Annotated in this window: 23 protein-coding genes; 19 read left to right on the forward strand and 4 right to left on the reverse strand. The window is 62.2% G+C overall.

The annotated features are described in order from the left end of the window. Nucleotides 1–68 precede the first annotated feature (68 nt). The 7 genes from RFM52_RS12285 to RFM52_RS12315 all read left to right on the forward strand — a co-directional run bounded on the left by RFM52_RS12285 (nt 69) and on the right by RFM52_RS12315 (nt 7,712). Nucleotides 69–1,718: a putative bifunctional diguanylate cyclase/phosphodiesterase gene (locus tag RFM52_RS12285; protein WP_320293689.1), complete on the forward strand. Its 1,650-nt coding sequence runs from the start codon at nt 69–71 to the stop codon at nt 1,716–1,718. Nucleotides 1,719–1,894: 176 nt separating this feature from the next. Continuing rightward, nucleotides 1,895–2,410, forward strand: a complete 516-nt coding sequence (locus RFM52_RS12290; protein WP_320293688.1) for a ubiquinone biosynthesis methyltransferase UbiE — start codon at nt 1,895–1,897, stop codon at nt 2,408–2,410. 2 nt (nt 2,411–2,412) lie between these two features. Continuing rightward, a complete protein-coding gene (locus tag RFM52_RS12295) occupies nt 2,413–3,591 on the forward strand; it encodes a methyltransferase domain-containing protein (RefSeq protein WP_320293687.1) in 1,179 nt (392 codons plus the stop codon). Next, the gene (locus RFM52_RS12300) at nt 3,588–5,954 is read left to right on the forward strand and encodes a SpoIIE family protein phosphatase (RefSeq protein WP_320293686.1); all 2,367 of its coding nucleotides are present in this window, start codon (nt 3,588–3,590) and stop codon (nt 5,952–5,954) included. Before RFM52_RS12295 ends, RFM52_RS12300 begins: the two co-directional genes overlap by 4 nt. Nucleotides 5,955–5,956: 2 nt before the next feature. Then, nucleotides 5,957–6,517 (forward strand): slr1658 superfamily regulator, encoded by a 561-nt coding sequence (locus RFM52_RS12305; RefSeq protein ID WP_320293685.1) that lies wholly within the window; start codon nt 5,957–5,959, stop codon nt 6,515–6,517. An 18-nt stretch (nt 6,518–6,535) separates the two neighbouring features. Beyond that, nucleotides 6,536–6,874 (forward strand): slr1659 superfamily regulator, encoded by a 339-nt coding sequence (locus RFM52_RS12310; RefSeq protein ID WP_320293684.1) that lies wholly within the window; start codon nt 6,536–6,538, stop codon nt 6,872–6,874. 229 nt (nt 6,875–7,103) lie between these two features. Beyond that, nucleotides 7,104–7,712, forward strand: a complete 609-nt coding sequence (locus tag RFM52_RS12315) for an ATP-dependent DNA ligase (RefSeq protein ID WP_320293683.1) — start codon at nt 7,104–7,106, stop codon at nt 7,710–7,712. 117 nt (nt 7,713–7,829) lie between these two features. On the opposite strand, the gene RFM52_RS12320 is transcribed toward RFM52_RS12315, so the two are convergent. After that, nucleotides 7,830–8,282 carry a hypothetical protein gene (locus RFM52_RS12320; RefSeq protein WP_320293682.1) on the reverse strand — a complete coding sequence of 151 codons (453 nt, stop codon included), beginning with the start codon at nt 8,280–8,282 and terminating at the stop codon, nt 7,830–7,832. A 288-nt stretch (nt 8,283–8,570) separates the two neighbouring features. Here RFM52_RS12320 and RFM52_RS12325 point away from each other — a divergent pair, with 288 nt between their 5' ends. Together RFM52_RS12325 and RFM52_RS12330 are read left to right on the forward strand one after the other, a co-directional pair. Continuing rightward, on the forward strand, nt 8,571–8,864 hold the full coding sequence (locus RFM52_RS12325; RefSeq protein ID WP_320293681.1) for a hypothetical protein: 294 nt from the start codon (nt 8,571–8,573) through the stop codon (nt 8,862–8,864). A 38-nt stretch (nt 8,865–8,902) separates the two neighbouring features. Next, nucleotides 8,903–9,175 (forward strand): hypothetical protein, encoded by a 273-nt coding sequence (locus RFM52_RS12330; RefSeq protein ID WP_320293680.1) that lies wholly within the window; start codon nt 8,903–8,905, stop codon nt 9,173–9,175. Between the two features lie 201 nt (nt 9,176–9,376). Here the strand turns inward: RFM52_RS12330 and RFM52_RS12335 are convergent, their stop codons facing one another. Further along, nucleotides 9,377–10,279 (reverse strand): GNAT family N-acetyltransferase, encoded by a 903-nt coding sequence (locus tag RFM52_RS12335; protein ID WP_320293679.1) that lies wholly within the window; start codon nt 10,277–10,279, stop codon nt 9,377–9,379. Nucleotides 10,280–10,515: 236 nt separating this feature from the next. Here RFM52_RS12335 and argE point away from each other — a divergent pair, with 236 nt between their 5' ends. The 6 genes from argE (at nt 10,516) to RFM52_RS12365 (ending at nt 17,096) form a co-directional block, all read left to right on the forward strand. Continuing rightward, nucleotides 10,516–11,640: an acetylornithine deacetylase gene (gene argE, locus RFM52_RS12340; protein WP_320293678.1), complete on the forward strand. Its 1,125-nt coding sequence runs from the start codon at nt 10,516–10,518 to the stop codon at nt 11,638–11,640. A gap of 12 nt (nt 11,641–11,652) precedes the next feature. Further along, complete coding sequence (locus tag RFM52_RS12345) at nt 11,653–12,576, forward strand: 2-hydroxyacid dehydrogenase (RefSeq protein WP_320293677.1); 924 nt, start codon at nt 11,653–11,655, stop codon at nt 12,574–12,576. Nucleotides 12,577–12,599: 23 nt separating this feature from the next. Continuing rightward, on the forward strand, nt 12,600–12,953 hold the full coding sequence (locus tag RFM52_RS12350) for a cupin domain-containing protein (protein ID WP_320293676.1): 354 nt from the start codon (nt 12,600–12,602) through the stop codon (nt 12,951–12,953). Nucleotides 12,954–13,102: 149 nt separating this feature from the next. Further along, complete coding sequence (locus RFM52_RS12355) at nt 13,103–14,566, forward strand: aldehyde dehydrogenase family protein (protein ID WP_320293675.1); 1,464 nt, start codon at nt 13,103–13,105, stop codon at nt 14,564–14,566. 10 nt (nt 14,567–14,576) lie between these two features. Beyond that, on the forward strand, nt 14,577–15,620 hold the full coding sequence (locus RFM52_RS12360; protein WP_320293674.1) for a tartrate dehydrogenase: 1,044 nt from the start codon (nt 14,577–14,579) through the stop codon (nt 15,618–15,620). An 18-nt stretch (nt 15,621–15,638) separates the two neighbouring features. After that, a complete protein-coding gene (locus tag RFM52_RS12365; RefSeq protein ID WP_320293673.1) occupies nt 15,639–17,096 on the forward strand; it encodes an NAD-dependent succinate-semialdehyde dehydrogenase in 1,458 nt (485 codons plus the stop codon). Nucleotides 17,097–17,104: 8 nt separating this feature from the next. Here the strand turns inward: RFM52_RS12365 and RFM52_RS12370 are convergent, their stop codons facing one another. Together RFM52_RS12370 and RFM52_RS12375 are read right to left on the reverse strand one after the other, a co-directional pair. Continuing rightward, the gene (locus RFM52_RS12370) at nt 17,105–18,379 is read right to left on the reverse strand and encodes an NAD(P)/FAD-dependent oxidoreductase (protein WP_320293672.1); all 1,275 of its coding nucleotides are present in this window, start codon (nt 18,377–18,379) and stop codon (nt 17,105–17,107) included. 16 nt (nt 18,380–18,395) lie between these two features. After that, complete coding sequence (locus tag RFM52_RS12375; RefSeq protein ID WP_320293671.1) at nt 18,396–19,064, reverse strand: haloacid dehalogenase type II; 669 nt, start codon at nt 19,062–19,064, stop codon at nt 18,396–18,398. Nucleotides 19,065–19,383: 319 nt separating this feature from the next. Between RFM52_RS12375 and RFM52_RS12380 the strand changes: the two genes are divergently transcribed. From RFM52_RS12380 to RFM52_RS12395, 4 genes are all read left to right on the forward strand, one after another. Further along, on the forward strand, nt 19,384–20,223 hold the full coding sequence (locus tag RFM52_RS12380) for a GNAT family N-acetyltransferase (protein ID WP_320293670.1): 840 nt from the start codon (nt 19,384–19,386) through the stop codon (nt 20,221–20,223). Nucleotides 20,224–20,348: 125 nt separating this feature from the next. After that, nucleotides 20,349–21,722, forward strand: a complete 1,374-nt coding sequence (locus RFM52_RS12385) for an aspartate aminotransferase family protein (RefSeq protein ID WP_320293669.1) — start codon at nt 20,349–20,351, stop codon at nt 21,720–21,722. A 237-nt stretch (nt 21,723–21,959) separates the two neighbouring features. After that, a complete protein-coding gene (locus RFM52_RS12390; RefSeq protein WP_320293668.1) occupies nt 21,960–22,682 on the forward strand; it encodes an HAD-IA family hydrolase in 723 nt (240 codons plus the stop codon). A 64-nt stretch (nt 22,683–22,746) separates the two neighbouring features. After that, entirely contained in the window at nt 22,747–24,357 is a 1,611-nt protein-coding gene (locus RFM52_RS12395; protein ID WP_320293667.1) for an ABC transporter substrate-binding protein, read from the forward strand. Nucleotides 24,358–24,415: the final 58 nt, after the last annotated feature.

A 24,415-nucleotide genomic window follows, 5' to 3' on the forward strand; every position in this document is an offset into this window, starting at 1 on the left:
CCGGCAAGGAGAGTAAGGGGGCACCCGCTAGCGCCCCACGTGCCGACGAATCGCTTCTCGCCGACCTCTTGTCGAACACCGCCGATCTCGTATCGTTCTATGACCGCGACTTCCGCCTGACGCACTACGCAGCCAGTCTCAAAGACATCTGCGGAGGCGCAGTGACGCCGGGTGCCGCCATTTGGGAGGTCTACCCTGGCTTCCTCGATGCGAGGTGTCGCGACGAATTTCTTCGTGTGTTCCAGGGCGGCTCTCCGGCAAACATTGAATTGCCGCGATCGTCAGGCGAGGCTCCCCGGTCCGTTTTCGTCTTCGGCTCTGCAAATGGTGTAGGCATCATCGAATCGCGGCAGCATGGCAGGCGGAGTGCGGCGGAGGAGCAGGAACATGTAATTCTGCTCCATCAGGCGACGCACGACGTGCTGACCGGGCTGGAGAACAGGCGGCGTTTCGGCGAGCGGCTGCAGCAGGCGCTGACCGCCGTCGGCGGATCAAAGCCGAAAGCTGCCCTGCTGCAAATCGACCTCGACGACTTCAAGGCGGTCAACGACACGCTCGGCCATGGAGCGGGCGACACGCTCCTTCAACTCGCAGCAGGCCGAATCCGCGACGCGCTGCGGGACGGCGAATCGGCGTATCGGTATGCCGGCGATGAGTTCGCTGTTATCCAATTGGGAAAGGCGCAGCCTGAGGAAGCAGAGCGCCTCGCCGGATCGCTGGTGGATGCGTTCAAGGAGCCGTTCGTCATCAACGGCATTCCCGTCTTCGTCGGCTCGAGCATCGGAATTGCGTTCGGGCCGGAGCACGGGACCGATGGCGAACAGCTGATGAAAGCCGCCGACATTGCTCTTTACGCAGCCAAGACGGATGGGCGCGGTTGCGCTCGAACGTTCAACCGTTCGATGCTGCTCTTGCTCGAGCAACGCGAGAATCTGCGGCGCAGCCTTCGAACGGCGCTGGAACGGGACGAGCTCTACCTTGAATATCAGCCGCTCATTCGGCCGCCTTCGTTGGTGATCGGTTTTGAAGCGCTGCTGCGGTGGCGGCACCCCGAGGTCGGGATCATTCGGCCCGGCGTGTTCATACCGATCGCCGAAGCCGACGGGCTGATGGACGAGATTGGACGATGGGTGATTGAGGAAGCCTGTCGCCAGGCGTTGACGTGGCCTTCCTCGCTTACGGTCGCGGTTAACCTGTCGCCGGCTCAGTTCCTTAGCGGTTCGCTGACCGACACTGTCGCTCAGATCATCGACGCCGTTGGAATCCGGGCCGAGCGGCTTGAGCTTGAGATAACCGAAACGGTGCTTCTCGAGAAGACGGTCGACAATATCGATACGTTGAATACGCTGAATGTGCTGGGAATACGAATTTCGCTAGACGATTTCGGCACCTACTATTCGTCGCTGAGCTACCTTAAGAACTTTCCCTTCGACACCTTGAAGATCGATCAGTACTTCATCGCGGACTTGGAGACGGATCTCAAAAGCCAGACGATCGTGCGATCGATCATAAATCTGGCGCACGGCCTGGGAATAAGCGTCACCGCCGAGGGGGTGGAGACGTCAGGCCAGGCGCGGTGGCTGATCAACGAGAATTGCGATTGCCTGCAAGGCAATTTCCTGGGACTGCCGCTCGGAGCCGAGCCAACCAGGGATTTCATCAGGCGGTCGCCGCGGAAGGTGCTGCGGGCAATGGAGGAATCAAATCGGGCGCTATAGCGCCTTGCACCCTTTGTTAACGATGAAGTCGAGATTTGTAGAAACGTTCGAGGTAGATACCGCGCAATTCTAACGTCAGTGCGAGACTGGTTCATCCAAGGGCCGCAGCGAAGTCTTCCGCCTCGGAGGCTGTCGCCGCATCAGTGCTCGAATACGGATGAATAGGGAGGATGCCGATGGGAGCTGTTCATCACGACCTGGCCGGCGAGCCGACCTTCGAGCCGATGATCCAGATCGACATGGAAATGAACGCTTTTGTCTCCACCTGGAGGCACTGCGACTATGTCTCGACCTATATGGCCCGGATGATCGGGCAAAACAGGTCCGATTCAGTCCGCCACTCAAATCTCTTTTCCTCCGCCTTCAACGAATTGCTGGAGGTCGCCTTTCGCACGCGCCATACCGACGGCGAACTGGCATGCAGGGTGTCCCGTCAAGGCGCGACGGACAGGATCGAGCTGACATTTCCATGCGTGCCGGAGGAACGCCGGTTCTACGAGGAAGCCGTGGCGCAGGTCGCGGGGTCCGAAGCCAGGGAGCGATATCTCAACTCCGTATCCGGGGATCTAGCGCCCACTCGGGAGATCCTGCTCCTCGAACTGGCCGTCGACTACGACGCGACACTCAAGGTAGAGGAAGCCGACGGCGATGCGATCAAGCTTGTCGTGGATATTCCGCTTGAGGGCTTATAAAATTGCGCCCCGACAGCCTCCTCCCGCGTTTCAAGGCGCATTACGACGCCAACAATCAGGAGTTCTCCATATCGGGGGTCGTCCGGCCCCAGGCGATCGATGAGCTTGCGCCCAGCATAGCCTTGCTCCGCGATGCGATCGGCCGTGTGCGCGGCGTTCTTTACATCAATGTCAGACGCCTGACGCAGATGAACAACGCTGCATTTCATGCCTTTTCGAGGATCATTCTTGACACCTGCCGCGCTCGACCGGATTTGAAATTCGTCGTCGTCACCTCAAGCGTCGTTGGATGGACGTCACGGAAATTTGGTCACTTGAACGCGATCGAGCCGAACATAGAGGTCGCGGAGTACGACACCCAATTCTATCCGGGGCAGGGCTTCCTCGAGGAAGGCGGCTTCGTTCCCATCCTGCGTACGCAGACAAAGATGACCTGGCGCCACGAGCGCGCAATCTTGCCGCGACACGGCATGAAACCCGGCATCGTCATGGCCGACATCTGTTGCGGGATCGGTGATTTCGCCGTGCTTGTGCAGAAGGAATTCCAGCCATCGCGGATCGTCGCCCTGGACCACTCCATGTCCAGCCTCGCCTATGCCCGACAGGTGATGCGGGAGTTCGATATCCGCGGCATCGAATATACCTATGGCGATGCGTCGGAAATGCTGCTCGACGAAGCGCAGTTCGACTTGGTCACCTGCCGGCATTCCCTTCAGATCTTCAACCGACCCGAACTCATCCTCAAGGAACTCTATCGCATCTGCAAACCGGGCGGCCGGGTCTACATCACCAACGAGAAGAATTCGCATTGCCTTGGCGAGCCTCGCGCCGAAAGCATTCGCTGGACCTACAACGAGGTGGCGAAGCTGTTTGCGCACTTTGAGATGGACGTCGAGCTTGGACCGAAGAGTCGGCGATACCTGGTCGAAGCCGGATTCGAAGATATACGGGTCGAAACCTTCATGGTCACCAACCTGGACGGCGATCCGCAGGACTTCGCCGATGTCATCGCGGCCTGGGCGGATGTCTATGCGGGCGAGATGGCGGCCAGACGCGGCGATGACCCGGAATTCGTCGCACGGTTCCGGCAGGGCTTCCAGGACCACATTTTCGCTGCGCTTCACTCCAAGGGTTACGCGGGCTGGCCGATCTGGGTGGCATCGGGGCGAAGACCACAATGAAAGCCGACAATGAGCAGACGCCGCGTTTCGGCCTGCGCTCCTTTCGGGCGAAATTTGTATTGGTCGTTGGCGGCGCCGTGCTGTTCGACCTCCTGCTGAGCGGTGGGCTGGCGCTTTGGAATGTCCAAAAGCTGTCGCGCGATGCAACGTCGGAGGTCGGTGAAGGCCTGACGACCGCGAACCAGGAATACATTCGTTCCTATGCCGACTCGACGGCGTCGAGTGTGGACCTGCTGCTCGATCGGGTTCATGGCGACGTGAAAGCGCTCGCCGGCGTGCTGCAGGCCCAGATCGACGATCCGGCGAGACAGCAACAGGTCGGAACGACGCTTGCGCATGAAGAGCCGGGTTCCGTGAAGGTCGTCTACGACGCGAAGGGGAATTGGGCGCAGAACCTGCCGGGCGCGCCTTCTGTGATCAGCGTCTGGGGCTACCTGCTGAGCGCCGACCACACTCCGCTGCCAGGCGTTCAAAAAGAGATAGAAGACAGTACCGTGATCGATCTCGTCGCGCCGACTCTCATGGCGAGCGGACCGTCCAAGCTGCAGATGTACTACATCGGCCCGAAAGAGCGACCAATCTTCAGGACGGTGCCGTATACGGACCAGGCACAGACCTTCGACCGGCTCTATCCAGGCCACAACAAGGCGGAGTTCTGGGAGTTCTTCTTTCCAGGGATCTATGGGTCCTGGCAGCAATGGGCCAGGGATCCGGCTTCCCGCCCGGTCCCTGACGATATTACCCAGACGGCACCCTACACCGATGCCATCACCGGCAAGCTGATCGTCAGCTTCTTCCACCCGCTATGGACGCGCGATCGCACCGGCATCGCCGGTACGGCGGGGGCGGACATAACCCTCGACCAGCTTGCGGAAGTCGTCGAGCGCGTGAAGATCGCCGATACCGGCTTCGGCTTCCTGACGATGTCGACTGGGAACGTGGTCGCGATCAATCCTTCGGGCCAGGCGATTATCGGCCTGAGGTCATCGAGCGATGCCGGCACGCAGGGCGTGACCGGCCTGGAGAGGTCCCTGCGGGGAAGCACGCAGCCGGCCATCGCGTCGCTGCCCCTGGACCGGAACAATGATGGTGTCATTCAGCACATTACGCTCGACAACAACGGCGAACGCGTTCCCTACATTGTAGTCCTCAAGAGATTGAAGCCGACCAATCTATGGAGTTCGGGGCCGATCAAGTCCGAAGCCATGTCGGTCGGCATCGTCGTTCCCGAACGAGAGATCTACGCGTCCCTGTTCGCCGCACAGGAGAGCATTTCGCGCGCGACCAACCGTATCCTGCTCTTTCAGATAGGCGCGATCATCGTTTCGCTTCTGATCGTCTTTGCGGCCGTGCTCGGAATTTCCAAGCGGATCACCGCGGGCCTGAGGGCGCTTGCCAGCGCCGCTCAGCGACTGCAGTCCAAGGATTACTCCGTGCGGGTTAACATTCCAACGCGCGACGAGGTTGGGGCGGCTGGGATTGCGTTCAACCGCATGGCCGAAGAGATCAGCTTTCACACTGAAAACCTCGAGCAGCTCGTCGACGAACGAACCAGAGAACTCGGCGACGCAAATCAGGAGATATCCGCGCTCAACGAAAAGCTGCGCGACGAAAACGTCCGCCTCGGTGCCGAGCTCGCGGTTGCCAGGCACATCCAGATGATGGTTCTGCCGAAGCCAGTCGAACTCGAAGCGATCCCGGGACTGGAGATCGCAGCCTATATGCGGCCAGCGGACGAGGTCGGTGGGGACTACTACGACGTCCTGCAGAACGGATCACGGGTCAAGATCGGCATTGGCGACGTGACAGGCCATGGTCTCGAGAGCGGTGTACTGATGCTGATGGTCCAATCCGTCGCACGCGCGCTGCAGGAGACCAACGAGGGGGATCCGCACCGGTTTCTGGATCGGCTGAACAGAGCGATCTACAAGAACATCGAGCGGACGAAGACCGATAAGCATCTCTCGCTGGCCTTCCTTGACTTCGAGGACGAGCAGGTGACGCTCTCCGGCCAGCACGAGGACGTGCTGGTCATGCGCGCAGATGGGGAAGTCGAGCGCATCGATACGATTGATCTGGGTCTGCCGGTTGGTCTGGAGAATGACATCTCGCCGTTCATTGCCACGCGCGATATCCCATTCGGGAGCGGCGACGTGATCGTGCTGCACACCGACGGCGTGACCGAGGCGGAAGACCAGGAGAGAAAGATGTTCGGGTTCGAGCGCCTCCGCCAGAGCGTGGAAGACCGTCACGGCAGGAGCGCGGAGGAAATCAAAGCCGGTATCATCGAGGATCTGATGGCTCATATCGGCATCCAGAAGATCCACGACGACATTACCCTTGTGATCATAAGGCGCACATAGGAATGACAACGCTGTTCGGTACCCCTGACATTGCAATCGGGATGAAAGAGAGCATCAGTCGGGTGCGGCTGTTCGACGGGCCTCTCGATTTGAGTTGGCGTCATTGTGCCACCACATCTGACTTCATCGCCGATCTTTTCGCGTTGCGCTTTCAGTCGTCCCGCAATGACTACGTGGAGATGCGGCACAGCATCGGGTATCTGGTCAACGAGCTCATTGAAAATGCCGTCAAGTTTCGCGCGCCGGGCGAAATCGTGATCGAGGCGTCGATGGATTCGGACTCCTTCAAGCTCAAAGTCTCGAACGATGTCGACGGCGAGAACGCGTCCGAATTCCAAAGTCTCCTGGCGGACATCACGGTTGGCGACCCCAGGGATCGGCTGATACAGCGAATTGAAGCGAATGCTGCGAACCCCGACGTCGCAGGCTCCGGTCTCGGATTGCTGACGCTGATGAGCGACTATGGCGCACGCTTGGCCTGGATATTCAGCTCCGCCGACGAAAGCGATCGGATTTGCTTGGAAACCTATGCCTCCATTCCGATCTCGCAAACGCAAAACTAGATGAAACGAAGCCACATTATGGAAATCAAGACAGACGACTACCGGGTGTGGGTTGAAGGAAGCGAAATTTTTTTCGACGGCGCGATGCGGCTTGCCAGTTCCGAGGCCGGTGCGCCTGTCACGGCCTTGGCGGCCAGCGTTCTTGCCTCGAACCCATCCTCCATCACGCTCAATTTAAAGGACCTTCAGTTTCTCAACTCCTCCGGCATCAATCTGCTGGCGAAATTTACCATCGAGGTGCGCAAGCATCCAGACGTTAGACTCATCGTGCGTGGAACGCCCGACATACCCTGGCAGTCGAAATCATTGCCGAATCTGAAGAAGCTGCATCCTGCTGTAGTGCTTCTGATGGACTAACCCGGTCGTCCGAAAACCGACCAAGGGCCGAAACCAGAGCGCGGTCCCCAGCGAGATATGTACGCCAAGATAAGTAAATGGATGCGAGGCTAACGACAATCCGGCCGCGATCGAAGATGCTTGCAACGGCTCGGCGGGGGCTCGGCACAGGCGGCAGGCGTCCAGGTTGGGGGGATGTGGCGCTGCCTGTGCCGATACGCCGTCGCTGCCCGGTCCAAAGGTGGCGTCATTGAGTAAGCGTGCCAAGTTCAATGGCGGCCGGCTGGAGTTCATTCCGCCGCAGTTAGCGAGTCGGGTCCAGCAGCCTCCCCAAGACGAGGGATGGGTTCACGAGATCGATTTTGACGGTTACCGAACGCAGGTCATCATCGATAAGGGCGGCATACGTCTTTACAGCAAGAACGGCCGCGACTGGACCGCGAAATACTGGGCCATCGCGCTGGCTGTCGATCTGCCATGCCAGGCTGCCATTATCGACGGCGAGGTCATCGTACCAGGTGAGCAGGGCGGCGCCGATTGCGCTGCGCTGGAAGCCGCGATTTGGTACGAGCCGAACCGGCTGGCGTTCGTTGCGTTCGACATCCTCCATCTCGACGGCCGCGATCTGGCCTCCTTGCCCCTGCTGCGGCGCAAGCAGACGCTGTGTCGCCTGGTTGGGGCGGGCCTTGGCAAAGTCCAGTACAGCCAACATTTCGAGGCCAGCGCGCTGGCGATCTCCCACGCCGTCGCGAAGACCAGGCTCGAGAACATTGTCTCGAAGCGCGCCGATGGCCACTACAGGAGCGGACCATCGAGCACATGGCTGAAAGCCAAGTATTTCCAGGAAGCCGATTTCTGAGCATCAACGACCGCTTTTGGGCGCGAAGCGGACATCCGCAAGCTTAGGCATGCTTTGCCAGCCCGGCGATCTTCGGACGATCCGGAGGGCCAGGCGGACTGATCAGCACGGCCGATCTCACGTCTTTAACATCGTCGAACGAAGAAGAGCCTGTATTTGTTCCGGCAGGTCGAGCTCACCGCGCGCCTCGATCTCTAAAAGATATCGGGCCTTGGCAAGACGATCGCCTTCGATGACCGCAGGATAAGCGCAGATAGCTAGCAGCGCCCTCTCCTCCTCTCGGTCGGCTTGGTCATAGTCGCGGCTGCTGCAACCCATTTCGCGGACGGCCTTGCCAAACGCGGCGTATGCTGTCACGTGCGCCTGAATCAATGCCCGCAGTTTGGGCGCTACTCGTTCTCGGTGCGGCTCTGCGTGAGCCGCTGCCGACACCATGGAGGCGAAAATGCCGCTGCTGGAGTGGAAGAGCAAGGCGCGGCGGTTGATACTGGACGTGGCGACTTTCTCCCCTTGATTTGATGGCAAGCCCGGTTGGTGTTCATTGGCATCGTAACATGACGGCTCGCGCATTCATGTCAGGATGGATAGTCCCATTATCTAACTTGGCGCCGCCGCCTCTGGACGCGCTCCCTTCCCGGCTACAGCCCCTGCCGGTCTCACCAGCGCGCATTCGCTGCCGCGTACGGCCGATGCGCCGTTCGCATCCCGGCGCGTCGTGTGGACTGCAGGAAGCCCTCAGACACAATCCAGAAACACACCAGAAAAACTCCAGAAATCGTTAAGGCGTAGAATTGAGTAGAGGGTCAGTTCATCGGCTGCTGCACTGCGGCAGCACTTGCTCGGGTTTGCGACAAGGCGATGCAAAGGGTCTCGATCAGCTTGATGGGTGCGTCGCTCGGCATTTTGCTCATCACGGCCGCGGTTGGAGTATCCGACGCAAAGGTGGCGATTACCCGGGCTGAGCGCTGCAGCAATCTCAGCCGTCAAGTTGATGAAGCCCTCGATGCCGCAGCAACGCAGGTCGCCGCGGCGAAGGCGCTTCAAAGAAAGGGAAACCGGTACTGCGCCAAGAAGAAGGAGGCGCAGGGAATCCGAATGCTCGCGAACGCTTTGAAGTTGCTTGGAGTGACACCGGTCGATCCGATCGAGTGACACTTAAAAAACCGACCCGCAAAAAAGGAAATGAAACAATGAAAAAGTCCCTCATCTCCGCTCTCGGTCTTGCGTTTGCGCTGACTGTCTCGATGCCGATTCTCGACGTCAGTACTGCCGATGCTGCCACCAAGCCGGCCGCCCCCGCGGCGACCACAACCACCACCGCGCCGGCCTCAGATGCTATGACGAAGAAAAAGCCAGCCAAAAAGCACGTCGTGAAGGCCTGCAAGGTGACGAAGAAGCACAAGTGCCCAGTGAAGCACAAGAAGCACGCCGCGAAGAAGGCCGCCCCCAAGAAGGCCTACTAAATTCTGCTGTTACAAAGGCCGTCCCAACTCCGGCATTTACGTGGACGGCCTTTTTCTTGCACCCGCCGCCATCCTACACCGCCCGATGCGACCTTGGTGTCCTGGTGCCGCGCGCTGTTCCGTCGTGGCAGCCACGGAGCCTTGCGCTGGTGCGCTCTGGTTGAATGTTGGCCGGCTCTTTTCGTCGGCGAGAACACCGAACTACCCGAGAGTTTGGCTCGCCAGAGCATAGGCCTTCGGCACAGAGGGGCCGCCGGCAACAAAATCGGCGAGACGCTTGCCCAACGACATGGTCAGCACCGTGTCGAAGACCGGCATTGCGGCGTGCGAGAGGAAGGCGGCGAACTCTCCGTTGGCCATATGGGTGTCGACCCGAAGGAAGGACCCCGAATGGTCGGCCACGTGCGGCCGGAGGATAGCCACGGCGTCGGCATCGTTTTCGGCCACGACCGGCCCCACGACATGGCCCCGCCCGAACGGCCGGCACAGCGCGAAAGCGCTCAGTTGGTTCCCTTTGAAAAGCCCATAGCCGACCGAATGCGCGAACAGCTTTTCAATGAGCGCTGTTCGCCTCACGCCAAATCCCGCCGCGTCGAGCGCGATCGCTGACGGAATATCGCTTGTGTCCAAAGTCCGGATATCGCCGCGCGGCTCCGCCGGACGGCCCGTTGCCGGCACGCGGGCGACGCCCTGGCATTGATAAACGGTCTTCTCCGGCTGGAAGTCGAGCGAGAGATAAAGCCGCCGAGCAGCACGGGTCGCGTTGAGACGCAGATCGCGCCCGGGGATCCTGTCGAAGACCCGCTTCATCAGCCATTGCGCCGCCCCCTGTGTCTGAAGGCGCGGCGAGGTGATGACCATACCGACGGTCGCGAAACCGGCGCCATGCCCGAACCACATGGCCGAACCCAGAACCCGGCCGATCTCGTCGAGCGCCACGAAGCCCTGTCCCGTTTCGCGCAGGAATTGCCAGTCCTCAGCCCGATGCGGCCAACCCACTGACAGCGAGAGCGCGTGCAACCGGTCCAGTTCGACACCCTCGATGTCGGCGATCCGCATTGAAAAGGCATCGATTTTCAAGCTTCCGGACAGCTTCAATTTCATGCCTCTGAAAGGTCGCGAAAAGGGTGACATATAATGGCCGCCCTGCCCCTGCCTAACGCTAGACAACCATACCGGTACGATTTGCTTGAAAGCCACGCACCAACGCAAGATTCAACTGAAACACTTCCGCTTTCGGCATGCAATCGCGAAAGAAGGCGCACATGCTCTCAGGAATTGTTGCAGCTTACGGTCGACGGCACCAATCCCGGCGCACCCAGATGCTTTGAGGACTGGAAATGGATGTCTTCGACCTCCTCGACCGTCTCGTCGCCTTTCCATCGGTTGCCGGCAAGCCGAACGGCGACATCGCAGGGTGGATCGGGGCCTACCTCGCGGGATACGGAATAAAGGTCACCCTGCTTCCAGGACCGGAAGGCGACCGCTCCAATCTTTTCGCAACGATCGGCCCTGCCGATGTCCCGGGCTACATCCTGTCCGGCCACATGGACGTCGTTCCCGCTGGCGAGCCGCAATGGACCTCTGCTCCTTTCACGCTGCGGCGGGAGGGTGAGCGGCTCTATGGACGCGGCACCACCGACATGAAGGGATTTCTTGCCGCCGCGCTCGCGGCCGTACCTCATATGGCCGGGCAGCGCCTCGCCAGACCGATCCACCTCGCCTTCTCCTACGACGAGGAGGTAGGATGCCGCGGCGTGCCGCATCTGATCGCCCGCCTTCCCGAACTATGCGCCAAGCCGCTCGGCGTCATCGTCGGCGAGCCGAGCGGCATGCGCGCCGTGCGCGGCCACAAGGGCAAGGCGGCCGCCCGCGTGACCATCCACGGGCGCAGCGGCCATTCCTCGCGGCCCGATCTAGGGCTCAACGCGATCCACGCCATGGCCGATGTGCTGAGCGCGGCCGTCAGCGAAGCCGAGCGGCTGACGCACGGTCCGTTCGATCCCGCCTTCGAGCCACCCTATTCCTCGCTGCAGGCGGGTGTGATTGCAGGTGGACAGTCGGTCAACATCATTCCGGACATCTGCACTCTGGATCTGGAGGCGCGCGCCATTCCCGGCGTCGACCCGGCCAGCCTGCTTGCGCTCGTCAAGGCCAGGGCCGAGGTCATTGCGGCAGACGGCTTTGAGATCGAATGGACGCCGATCAGCGCCTATCCCGCGCTATCGCTACTGCAGGACGCAACACTGGCGGCGCTGCTGCCTGAGTTGACCGGCGAAGCAACACTTGCCGCCGTCAGCTACGGCACGGAAGCCGGGCTCTACCAGGCCGCCGGGCTCGACGCGATCATTTGCGGCCCCGGCGACATCGGCCGCGCCCACAAGCCGGACGAATACATTCTCGCCAGCGAACTCACCGCCTGCCAGCGGATGATCGAGGCGCTTGGCGCCCATTGCGCGGCCTGAAGGGGAACTGCAATGACGTTCCTGTTCAATTCCGATGCGCGGCGCGGCGCGGTCTTCGCCGAGGCCTTCGCCAAGGAATTGCCCGATCTCCCCTTCGCCATGGAGGCGACGACCGTCGATCCCGACGCCGTACGCTATCTCATCACCTGGACCGCACCAGAAGACCTCGCGCGCTACAGGAACCTGGAGATCCTGTTTTCCATTGGCGCCGGCGTCGACCAGTTCCGCCTCGATACAGTGCCGGAACAGGTGAAGATCGTGCGCATGGTCGAGGAAGGCATCGTGCGCATGATGCAGGAATATGTGACGCTGGCCGTGCTCGTCCTGCATCGCAACCTGCCCGCCTATCTGGCACAGCAACGCGCCGGCCAATGGCGTGACATCCCACAGATGCAGACCGAGTCGCGGCGGATCGGCGTGCTTGGCCTCGGGCAACTCGGCCAGGCTGTCCTCGACCGGCTGAAGCCCTTCGGCTTCCCCCTCGCCGGCTGGAGCCGCTCGCCGCGGCGGATTGACGGCGTGACGTGCCATCATGGTGAGCCCGGGCTGGAGCAGATGCTCGCGACCAGCGACATACTGGTCTGCCTGCTGCCGCTGACTGAGGATACGCGCGGCTTCCTCGATGCCGGCCTGTTCGCGAAACTGCCCGAAGGCGCAGCGCTCGTTCACACCGGCCGGGGGCCGCAGCTCGACCACGCCGCGCTTGTCGCTGCACTCGACCGCGACCACCTCTCAGCGGCGATGATCGACGTCACCGATCCCGAACCGCTGTCCGCGGGGCATCAATTCTGGTCGCACCCGAAGGTCATCCTGACCCCGCATATCGCGAGCGTCACCCAGCCCGCGACCGCCGCGCGAGCCATCATCGACAACATCAGGCGCCACCGCGCCGGGCTCGATCCCATCGGGCTCGTCGACCGGTCGCGCGGTTATTGAAATCCAACCAGAAAGGCCATCCTTTGTCCCTGCTCAAAACCGTCGACACCAACCCAGCCTTCCCGCCGCGCGAATCCAGGGCCTTGCCCGAGCGGCTGATTGCCGGTGACCCCGCCTTCAAGACCTGGGCACAGGACGTCGCCAGGGACGACCTCGTCCATACCGGCGTCTGGGAGGCGACGCCGGGGGAGACGCGCTCCATCAAGGGAGACACCTTCGAGTTCTGCCACATCCTCGCCGGCGTGATTGAAATCACGCCCGATGGTGGCGAGGCAATGACCTACCGCGCCGGCGACAGCTTCGTGATGAAGCCTGGCTTCACCGGTGTCTGGAAGACCATTGAAACGGTGCGCAAGATCTACGTCACGGTAGGGTAATAGGGGCTGCCCTAGCCGGCGCCTCCGCAACAGATTTTGCCGTCCCTCATCGCCAGCACGCAACAATCATCCGCGGCCGATCGTCGAACGGTGCATGCTGCGCTTCTGCTCGCGCTAGGCTCCTCCAGAGCAGCTGAGAGTGGACGCCCATGGGCTTGAGCTTCGACCCGAATACCGTCGCCCTTCCCGTCGGCCATTTTATCGGCGGGGAACTGATCGCGGCCGAGGGGGCGATCGAGATGCGGCGCCCGTCCGACGGCAAGGCTTATGCCGCCTGTCCAGTGGCAGACCTTGATATTGTCGATCGGGCGGTGGAAAGCGCCAGGGCGGCGCTGAAGGCCAGCAACTGGGGCGGCGTTCGGCCGCGCGAACGCACCAGGGCGCTCCAGGCCTGGGCCGACCTGATCGAGGCGGAAGCCGAAACGCTGGCGAAGATCGAGGCTCTGTGCTCGACGCGGCCCGTCGGCCAGCTTGTCGCCGGCGACATTGCCATAACCGCCGAGCAGATCCGCTTTTTTGCCGAGTTCGCCGACAAGGAGGGCAGCGAGCTTGTGCCCACTGACGATGCCACCCTTGGCATGATCATGAGCGAGCCCTATGGCGTGGTCGGCGCGATCACGCCCTGGAATTTTCCCATCTCGATGGCCGGCTGGAAGCTTGGCCCGGCGCTCGCCGCCGGCAATGCGGTCGTGCTGAAGCCATCTGAAATGACGCCGTTTTCGGCTGTCTATATGGCGCAGCTCGCCGTCAGGGCCGGCCTGCCGGCCGGGCTGGTCAACGTGGTGCTCGGCGACGGTCCGACGACCGGCACGGCGTTGACCGGCCATCCCGAGATCGCCAAGGTCTCATTCACCGGCTCGACTCGCGCCGGTTCGGCGATCATGGAGAATGTCGCCCGCACCGGCGTCAAGCCGATGACGCTGGAACTCGGCGGCAAGAGCCCGCAGATCGTCTTTGCCGATGCCGATCTCGACAAGGCGGCGACGGCGATCGCTGGCAGCGTCACCTTCAACGCCGGCCAGGCCTGTGTCGCCGGCACGCGCCTGATCGTCGAGAGGAGCGTGGCCGACAGGCTGACGGCCGCCATCGTGGATAAGATGAAAGCGGTGCGGCCCAGCCCGACTTGGGACGAGGCGACGCAGTATTCGCCTGTTATCTCGGAACGGCAGCGGGCGCGTGTCGATAGCATCGTGCGGGCCGCGATCGAGGCCGGCGGCGAATGCCTGACCGGCGGCGGCGCCATGGACAATCCCGGCTATTTCTACGAGCCAACGCTGATCGCCAATGTCGACCAGGCCAATCCGGCGATCGTCGAGGAAATCTTCGGCCCGGTCCTGACTGTCCAGACCTTCGAGACCGAGGACGAGGCGCTGGCATTGTCCAGCCATCCGACCTACGGACTGGCTTCCGGCCTGTTCACTTCCGATCTGTCCCGTACGATCCGTTTGGCACGCAGGCTCGAAGCGGGCACGGTCTGGGTCAACCGTTACAGCCGCTCGCGGGACCATATTCTGCCCACCGGCGGCTACAAGCGCTCCGGCATCGGCAAGGACCTTGGCCGCGAAGCCTATCTCGCCAATCGCAGGACCAAGAGCGTCCTGATCAGCCTGTGAAGAGATGCCGATGAAATCCTACTCGATTGCCCTGATCCCCGGTGACGGCATCGGCCGCGTTGTGACCGCTGCCGCCTGGACGGTGCTGGAAGCGGCGGCCAAACAGTCCGGCTTTGCCCTGACCGAAACCGAATTTCCCTGGTCCTGCCGCTTCTTCAAGGAGACAGGCCGCATGATGCCCGAGGACGGCATCGAGACCTTGCGCGGCTTCGACGCCATCCTTCTCGGCGCGGTCGGCTGGCCGGCGGAGGTGCCGGATTCCGTCTCGCTCCACGGCCTGCTGCTGCCGATCCGCAAGGCGTTCGTGCAATACGCCAACATCCGGCCTCACCGCCTGCTGCCTGGCGTCACGGGCCCGCTGCGGGCGGAAGGCTTCGACATCCTGTGCATCCGCGAGAACACCGAAGGGGAATATTCCGGCGCCGGCGGGCGCGTGCACCAAGGCACGCAGGACGAGGTCGCCGTGGAGACCTCGATCTTCACCAGGGTGGGCGTCGAGCGCATCCTGCGCTTCGGCTTCGAGCAGGCGCGGTCACGGCGAGGCAAACTTGCCTCCGTCACCAAGTCCAACGCGCAGAAACATTCGATGGTCTTCTGGGATGAGATCACGAGGAAGCTGGCACCAGATTATCCGGACGTCGAAGTGACCAGCTATCACGTCGATGCGCTTGCTGCGCGCATGATCATGGCGCCGGAAAGCCTCGATGTGGTCGTCGCCTCCAACCTGTTCGGCGACATCCTGACCGACATCGGCGCGGCGATCCAGGGCGGATTGGGCTACGCCGCCTCGGCCAACATCAACCCCGACCGATCGGCGCCATCCATGTTCGAGCCGGTGCACGGCTCCGCGCCCGACATCGCCCATCTCGGCATCGCCAATCCAATCGCTACCATCTGGTCCGGCGCCATGATGCTCGATCATCTCGGTGAAAAGGCTGCCGCCGGCCGCGTCATGAAGGCTCTCGAAGCGACAACTGCCGGAGGCATTGGAACCACCCCCGGCAAGGACCGCACGGAAGCCATCACGGCCGCCGTCGCCGCGGCTCTCAATTGATTTGCAAGGTCGTTTCCGATGAAAAACCTGAAGGACGAAAGCCTCTTCCGCGAAGCCGGCCTAATCGGCGGCGAATGGATCGCTGCCGGCTCCGGCAAGATGGTCGATGTCGTCGATCCGGCAACCCAGGCCGTGATCGGCACGGTGCCCGATATGGCCGGTGCCGACACACACGCAGCGATAGAGGCCGCGGCTTCGGCCTATCGCGTGTGGAAAAAGAAGACCAACGCCGAACGCGCTCGTCTGCTGGAGGCCTGGCATGACCTGATGCTTGCGCATCTGGATGATCTGGCTTTGATCCTGACCACGGAGCAGGGCAAGCCGCTGGACGAGGCCAGAGGCGAGATCCGTTACGGCGCGTCCTTCGTCAAATGGTTTGCCGAGGAAGCGCGCCGCATCAACGGCCACACCATCCCCTCGCCCACATCCGACCGCCGCATCATCGTCCTGAAGGAACCGGTCGGTGTCTGCGGCATCATCACGCCGTGGAATTTTCCCAACGCGATGATCACCCGCAAGGTCGCGCCGGCGCTCGCCGCCGGCTGCACGGTCGTCATCAAGCCGTCCGAGTTCACGCCCTATTCGGCGCTGGCGCTCGGCGTGCTCGCCGAGCGGGCCGGCATCCCTGCCGGCGTCATCAATATCGTTACCGGCATGCCGTCCGAAATCGGCAACGAGATCATGGCGAACGAGACCGTTCGCAAGATCTCCTTCACTGGCTCGACACGGGTCGGTTCGCTGCTGATGCGCGGCGCGGCCGACAGCGTCAAGCGGCTCAGCCTCGAACTCGGCGGCAACGCGCCTTTCATCGTCTTCGACGACGCCGATCTCGACCTCGCCGTCGAGGGCGCGCTTGTCTCGAAGTTCCGCAATGGCGGCCAGACCTGCGTCTGCGCCAACCGCATCCTTGTCCAGGCCGGCGTCTATGACGCGTTCGCAGCGAAGCTCACGGCTCGAGTCAACGCCATGACGGTGGGGCCAGGCACGCAGCCCGGCGTCGCCATCGGGCCGATGATCAATATGGCGGCGGTCGAGAAGATCAACCGCCATGTCGAGGACGCGCTCACCAAAGGAGCGGCGATCGTCACGCAGAAGCCTGCGCTGCCCGACGGCCCTCAATATGTCGCACCGCTGGTGCTGATCGGCGCCACAAAAGACATGCAGCTTGCCGGCGAGGAAACCTTCGGCCCGGTCGCGCCGCTTTTCCGCTTCGAGACGGAAGAGGAAGCGGTCGCGCTCGCTAACGGCACACCCTACGGTCTTGCGTCCTACTTCTACACCGAGAATTTGAAACGCGCCTGGCGCGTCGGCGAGGCGCTGGAGTTCGGCATGGTCGGGCTCAACACCGGCTCGGTGTCGATGGAAGTGGCGCCCTTCGGCGGCGTCAAGCAGTCCGGCCTCGGGCGCGAGGGCGCGCAGGCCGGCATCGAGGAATATCTCGAGATGAAGAGCTTTCACATGGGCGGGCTGGGCTGACCCCCCAATCACTGGATCCGGTCGAGCGCCTTGTAGTAGAGGCCGACCATCGGCAGGAACCACGGCTTACCCGAATAACCGGGAATGGAAGGCCACTCGAGCCCCTTCACGGGATTTAGGTCCTCGCGGCCGAGCATGGCATCGGCCATGATCATGCCGAGATGGGTCGAAAGCTGCGCGCCATGGCCGGAATAGCCCATCGCGTACCAGACCCCATCATGATAGCCGGCGCGCGGAAAGCGATCCTTGGTCATATCGACCAGCCCGCCCCAGCAATAGTCGATCTCGACCCTGGCGAGTTGCGGGAAGATAGCGGCAAGGCTTGCCCGCAAAATCTGTCCGCTCCTGGCGTCGGAGCGCTGGTCCGACGTCGCCGAGAAACGCGCGCGGCCGCCGAAGATCAGGCGCTTGTCCGGCGACAGCCGGAAGTAGTTGCCGATGTTCATCGAGGTCACGCATGTCCGGTTGCCCGGCATGGTGGCGGTGATCTCGGCGTCGCTGAGCGGCCGCGTGGCGATGATGAAGCTGCCGACCGAGATGAGCCTGCGGCGGAAATAGCCGAAATTCGGCGTGGTGTAGGCGCCGGTCGCCACCAGCACATTGTCGGCGCTGATCCGGCCACGCGAGGTGGTCAGCTCATGCCGGTTGCCTGCCTGCTTGTGGTCGGTCACCCTGGTGTTCTCGTGGATGACGGCGCCATGGCGTGCCGCGGCCGTGGCGAGACCCGCCACATAACGGCCCATATGCATCATGGCGCTCTTCTTCGACAGCATCGCGCCATGGAAGGGCGAGCCGACCTCGGATTTGAGATCGGCCGCCGACAGCAGCGCCGTGTCCGGATCCACCTCGGCATGGATGGCTTCGAAGTTGCGAGCGATTGCTTCGAAATGCTGCGGCTTGGAGGCGAGCTTCAGCTTGCCGGCGCGGCGGAAGTTGCAATCTATGCCTTCCTCGGCGACCAGCGCCTCGATGGTGTCGACGGACGAGTCCAGCGCCCGGTAGAGCGTGATCGCGCGCTCCTTGCCGAGCTCCGCCTTGGCCGAAAGATAGCTGTGGGCAAGGCCGTTGTTCAGGTGTCCGCCATTGCGCCCGGATGCGCCCCAGCCCACCCGCTCCGCTTCCAGCACGACCACTTTGGCGCCGGCCTTTGTCAGTTGGCGCGCGGCGGCAAGACCGGTGAAGCCGCCGCCGATGATGGCGGCGTCGAAATGTCCTTCGACCGGGCCTTGCGCCGCACCGGAAAAGACCGGAGCGGTATCGTGCCAATAGGAGACCAGCTTCATCGGCAATCCGCCCGTTTCAAAGCCCGACCACGCCCGGAAGACCTGAAATGTCCGATATCTCGACATAGCCATAGTACGGGTTGGCCGGTTCGTGGCCGCGATTGACCCAGACCTTGTTCTTGATGCCGAGATCGTGTGCCGACATCAGGTCGTAGCGGAACGAGGACGAGCAGTGAAGAACGTCTTCCGGGTCGCAACCCAAATTGTCGAACATATATTCGAAGGCCTTGAAACGGGGCTTGTAGGCCTGCGCCTGCTCGGCCGTGTAGACGGCGTGGAACGGCGCGCCGAGCTTCTCGACGTTGGACATGATCTGTGCGTTCATGGCATTGGACAGGATGACCAGCGGAATTTCCTTGGCAACCTTCGCCAGACCCTCCGGAACGTCCGCGTGCGGTCCCCAGGTCGGGACACGCTCATATATCATTTTGGCGTCGTCGGGGCTGAAGGCGACACCGTTGCGCTTGCAGGCGCGCTCGAGCGCGTTGTGGATGACGTCGGCATAAGGCTTCCAGTCGCCGAGGATCTCGTCGAGCCGATAGGCGGCGAAATTCTTGATGAATTCCTGCATGCGCGGTTCATCGAGCCGGCTGCCATAAAGATCGCGCGCCGCTTCCGCCATCTGGAAAAAGGTCAACGTGCCATAGCAGTCGAAGGTGATGTATTTGGGCCTGAAAGGAGCCATGTCCGTCGATCTCCGGTGGAAGCAAACCCGCTTTGGGATGCATTTCATCATAGGCCGGTGGGCAGCGAGCCACTTGACCGAAATGGGCCTCCAGAAAGCAGAAAGTACCGTATCAGCTGCCCGGTTTGGCACGCTGTTGCATCCTGAAGGCCAATGAAAGCGCCTTCCGCAACCTGAAACGCATCCGCTGCGGCTGTCGCCAGCAGAAGATGCGGCGCACACCCCGCGCAAAGGCGAAAGATATCGCAGAGACCGAGACCTTCAGACGATCTGCGGCGCGTCGATGACCGAGACTTGCGCGCAGACGGAAGGATGCCTCATGCAGCAGAGCGAGATCGAAATCCGGGACTTCGGGCCGGACCATATAGAGGGCGCAGTGGCGCTTTCGCGTCAGGAGAACTGGCCGCATCGCCCGCAGGACTGGCAGATGGCGCTGCAGCTTTCTCGCGGCGCGGTTGCGCTCGACGACGAGGGCCGGGTTGCCGGCACCATCCTGGTGACGCCCTACGGCATGGACTGCGCCACGATCAACATGGTGATCGTCGACAAGAACGCGCGCGGCAAGGGGCTCGGGCGCAAGCTCATGGAACAAGCCTTCACCCTTGCCGGCAACCGTCCGCTGCGGCTGGTCGCGACGGCGGTCGGCATGCCTCTCTATGAGAAGCTGGGCTTCGTGCCCGCCGGCACCATCCTGCAGCACCAAGGCAAGGTTGCGGAGCTTGGCTTACCCGAAGGCGTGGAAGCCGCGAGCGCCGACGATCTTCCGGAAATCAAGGCACTGGACCGTGACGCTTACGGTGCCGACCGCGAAGCTCTGATCGATGCGCTGGCGCAGCGGGGGCAGTTCGCGGTCATCCGCCGCAATGGCGCCATCGAGGGCTATGCGGCAATCCGGCCGTTCGGACGCGGCGAGGTGATCGGTCCGGTCATCGCGGCAGGTGCCGAGGCCGCCAAAGCCCTGATCAGCTTCTTCGCCGCGCAGCGCGCCGGCGCCTTCCTGCGCGTGGATACGGGCAGTATGACCGGCATCGCCTCCTGGCTGACAGAAGTCGGCCTCGCCCATGTCGGCGGCGGCGTGGCCATGGATCGCCCGGCCAGGAAGGCATCGGAACAGGCCAGGCCAAAAGTTTACGCCCTCGCCAACCAGGCGCTCGGCTAGAGCCGGATGATTTCGGATCGAGTCGATCCGAAATCTGAATCCGGTTCTAAATCAAGGAGATAGAGCATGATGTCGCCCGAAAACCGCTTAACACTTTTCGGCATCATGCTCTGGGGAGGACAACAATGCTCGCCAATTCATTGATCGAACTCGACCGCGCCCATCTCATCCACCCGGTGTCTTCATACCGCGGCCACGAGGCGCTCGGCGTGCGCGTGCTGAAGTCGGCGAAGGGCGCGACTGTGACCGACGCATCCGGCAAGCAGCTCGTCGATGGCTTCGCGGGTTTGTGGTGCGTCAATGCCGGCTACGGCCATGACAGCATCGTCGAGGCGGCGGCCCGCCAGATGCGCGAGCTTCCCTATGCCACCGCCTATTTCGGCCTCGGCTCCGAGCCGGCGATCCGTCTCGCCTCGGAACTGGCCGAGCGCGCGCCGGGCGATCTCAATCACGTCTACTTCACGCTGGGCGGGTCTGACGCCGTCGACAGCACGATCCGTTTCGTCCGCTACTACTGGAATGCCAGGGGCGAGCCGAAACGCGACCAGTTCATTTCTATCGAACAGGGTTATCACGGGTCGTCAGTGGTCGGCGCAGGCCTGACCGCCCTGCCCGCCTTTCACGCCGGTTTCGGCATTCCCTTCGAATGGCAGCACAAGATCCCCTCGCCCTATCCCTATCGCAACCCTGTCGGTGAGGACGGCAACGCGATCACCGCCGCATCGCTCGCGGCGCTGAAGGCAAAAATCGAGGAGATCGGACCGGATCGCGTCGCCGCCTTCTATGCCGAACCAATCCAGGGTTCGGGCGGCGTCATCGTTCCACCGACGGGCTGGATCAAGGCAATGCGCGAGCTCTGCAAGGAGCACGGTATCCTGTTCATCGCCGACGAAGTGATCACCGGCTTCGGTCGCACAGGCCCCCTGTTCGCCTGTGACGAGGAGGACATCGTTCCCGACTTCATGACGACCGCGAAAGGCCTGACCTCAGGCTATGTTCCTATGGGCGCCGTGTTCATGACCGATCATGTCTACAACGTCATCGCCGATGGCGCGGGCACTTCTGCGGTCGGCCACGGCTACACCTATTCGGCCCATCCCGTCAGCGCCGCCGTCGCGCTCGAAGTGTTGAAGCTCTACGAAGACGGCCTTCTGGAGAATGGCATCAAGGCCGGCGCCCGCCTGATGGAGGGATTGGCAAGCCTGAGCGACCATCCTCTCGTCGGCGATGTACGCGGTCGCGGCATGCTTGCCGCGATCGAACTGGTGGTCGACAAAAAGAAGAAGACACCGCTTCCCGCATCGGCCATGCCTGCGCGACGCGTCTTCGACAGGGCGTGGGACAACGGTCTCATCATCCGTGCCTTTGCCAACGGGGTTCTCGGCTATGCTCCCCCGCTCTGCTGCACCAACGACGACATCGATGCGATCATCGAGCGCACGCGCCGGACGCTCGACCAGACGCTGGACGATGCCGATGTCCGCAAGGCCCTAGCATGACGGGCGACGAATACCGCGTGTTTCGAAATAGCGCCGGGGCAGACGATTTCGCAATTTTGTGCCGCCCCCTCACGCCTTTTCGGCGAATTCAGCGCGGGGGAAGTGCCAGACTGCTCTTAAGACAAGGCCAGAAGGCTCGAATTTTCGGGCTTTTGAAGAGGCCGATGCCCCGGACAGCACGGAATTTTGTTCTGTTCAGCACCATGCAATTCGGCCACGCGCAGAGGAGAGCCAGTCTTGGCCAGGGGCTTTAGCGAATTCAAATACGTGACCTTCGACGTCGTCGGCACGCTGATCGACTTCGAAGGCGGCATAACGACCTGCCTGGCCGGGATTGCCGCCGACGCTGGCGTTTCCATCGATGACGAAGCCGCGCTGGCCCTTTATCGGCAGGCCCGCTACATGCCCGATGCGGGGCTGTTTCCTGACGATCTCGTGCGTGTCTACATGGTCATCGCGCCGCAACTCGGCCTGCCGGCCGAGGAGAAATATGGCGTCCGGCTGCGGGACTCTGCAAGCGCCTGGCAAAGCTTCCCCGACAGCGCGGCGGCATTGGCCGAGCTTGCGAAATCCCACAAGCTGATTGCCATGACCAATGCCCGGCGCTGGGCGCTCGGTCATTTCGAGAGGCAGCTCGGATCGCCCTTCTTCGCCACCTTCACGGCCGACGATACCGGCACGGAGAAACCGGATCCGGCCTTTTTCCAAAAGGTCTTCGATTTCCTCGCCTCAAGGGGCGATAGCAAGGACGACATCCTGCACGTCGCGCAAAGCCAGTATCACGACATCGGCATATCCCGCGCGCTTGGCGTGACCAATTGCTGGATCGAACGCCGACACGCCCAGAAGGGCTATGGCGGCACAATCGAGCCCGAGCGCTTCACCGTACCAGACCACCACTTCACCTCGATGGCCTCCCTTGTAGCGGCCGTCCGGGAAAGCCTGAAGGAACGAGCCTGAGCCAAAGCCCGGAAAGCCGCAGCAAGACGAGCATCCCGACCAAACAAACAGAAAGGGGAATAACATGACCGACAAGATCACGAACTGGACCAGCGCAGACGATGCCATGGTCGAAAATGCCATTCGACGCGGCGCCAACCGTCGGGAACTTCTCAAGATGCTGTTGGCCGGCGGCGCCGCGGTGGCCGCGGGCAGCCTGGTGCTCGGCCGCGTCACCAATGCCGTCGCCGCCACGCCGGTTTCCGGCGGGAACCTCAAAGCCGCCGGCTGGTCGTCATCGACCGCCGACACGCTTGATCCGGCAAAGGCGTCACTCTCCACCGACTATGTCCGCTGCTGCTCGCTCTACAACCGCCTGACCTTCCTCGACAAGGATGGCGTCACGCAGATGGAGCTGGCCGAAAGCTTCGACAGCAAGGACGCCAAGACCTGGACCGTGAAGCTGCGCAAGGGCGTCACCTTCCACGACGGCAAGGACCTCACCGCCGAAGACGTGGTCTTCTCACTGAAGCGCCATCTCGACAAAGCGGTCGGCTCCAAGGTCGCCAAGATCGCAGCGCAGATGGCCGGCTTCAAGGCGGTCGACAAGTCGACCGTGGAAATCACACTCGCCGACCCGAATGCCGACCTCCCGACCATCCTGGCGCTGCACCATTTCATGATCGTCCAGGACGGCACTACCGACTTCTCCAAGGGCAATGGCACCGGCGCCTTCGTGCTGCAAACGTTCGAACCGGGCGTGCGTTCGGTGGTCACCAAGAACAAGAACTATTGGAAGTCGGGCAAGCCCTATCTCGACTCCTTCGAGTTCATCGCCATCAGCGACGACAGCGCCCGCGTCAACGCCCTGCTTTCCGGTGACATCAATTTTGCGGCTTCGATCAACCCCCGCGCGATGAAGCTCATCGGCGGCCAGCAGGGCTTCGAATTGTCGAAATCGACTTCGGGTAATTACACCGACCTCAACATCCGGCTCGACATGGATCCTGGCAGCAAGGCCGACTTCGTTGCCGGTATGAAGTATCTCGTCAACCGCGAGCAGATCGTCAAGTCGGCATTGCGCGGCCTCGGCGAGATCGGCAACGACCAACCCGTCTCGCCGGCGAATATCTTCCACAATCCTGACGTCAAGCCGAAGGCTTTCGACCCGGACAAGGCGAAGTTCCACTTCCAGAAGGCCGGCCTGCTCGGCCAGTCCATCCCGGTGATCGCTTCCGACGCCGCCACCTCGTCGATCGACATGGCGGTGATCATCCAGGCCGCCGGCGCCGATATCGGTATGAAGCTCGACGTCCAGCGCGTCCCGGCCGACGGCTACTGGGACAATTACTGGCTCAAGGCGCCAATCCATTTCGGCAACATCAATCCGCGCCCCACGCCGGATATCTTGTTCTCGCTCCTCTACGCTTCCAACGCGCCGTGGAACGAAAGCCAGTACAAGTCCGAGAAGTTCGACAAGATGCTCATCGAGGCGCGCGGCTCGCTCGACCAGGCCAAGCGCAAGGAGATCTACGGCCAGATGCAGGCTATGGTCTCCGAGGAGGCCGGCACCATCATCCCGGCCTACATTTCCAACGTGGATGCCCTCTCCAGCAAGGTGAAGGGTTTGGAAGCGAACCCGCTCGGTGGCATGATGGGCTACGCAATGGCGGAATATCTCTGGCTCGAAGCCTGAGAGAAGCCAGCCGGGGGCCGTTCAGCCACCCCCCCGGCACTTCATTGCGCAAGATCGC

It is taken from the genome of Mesorhizobium humile (genome assembly GCF_033977215.1).
In the GTDB taxonomy this organism is placed as follows: domain Bacteria; phylum Pseudomonadota; class Alphaproteobacteria; order Rhizobiales; family Rhizobiaceae; genus Mesorhizobium; species Mesorhizobium humile.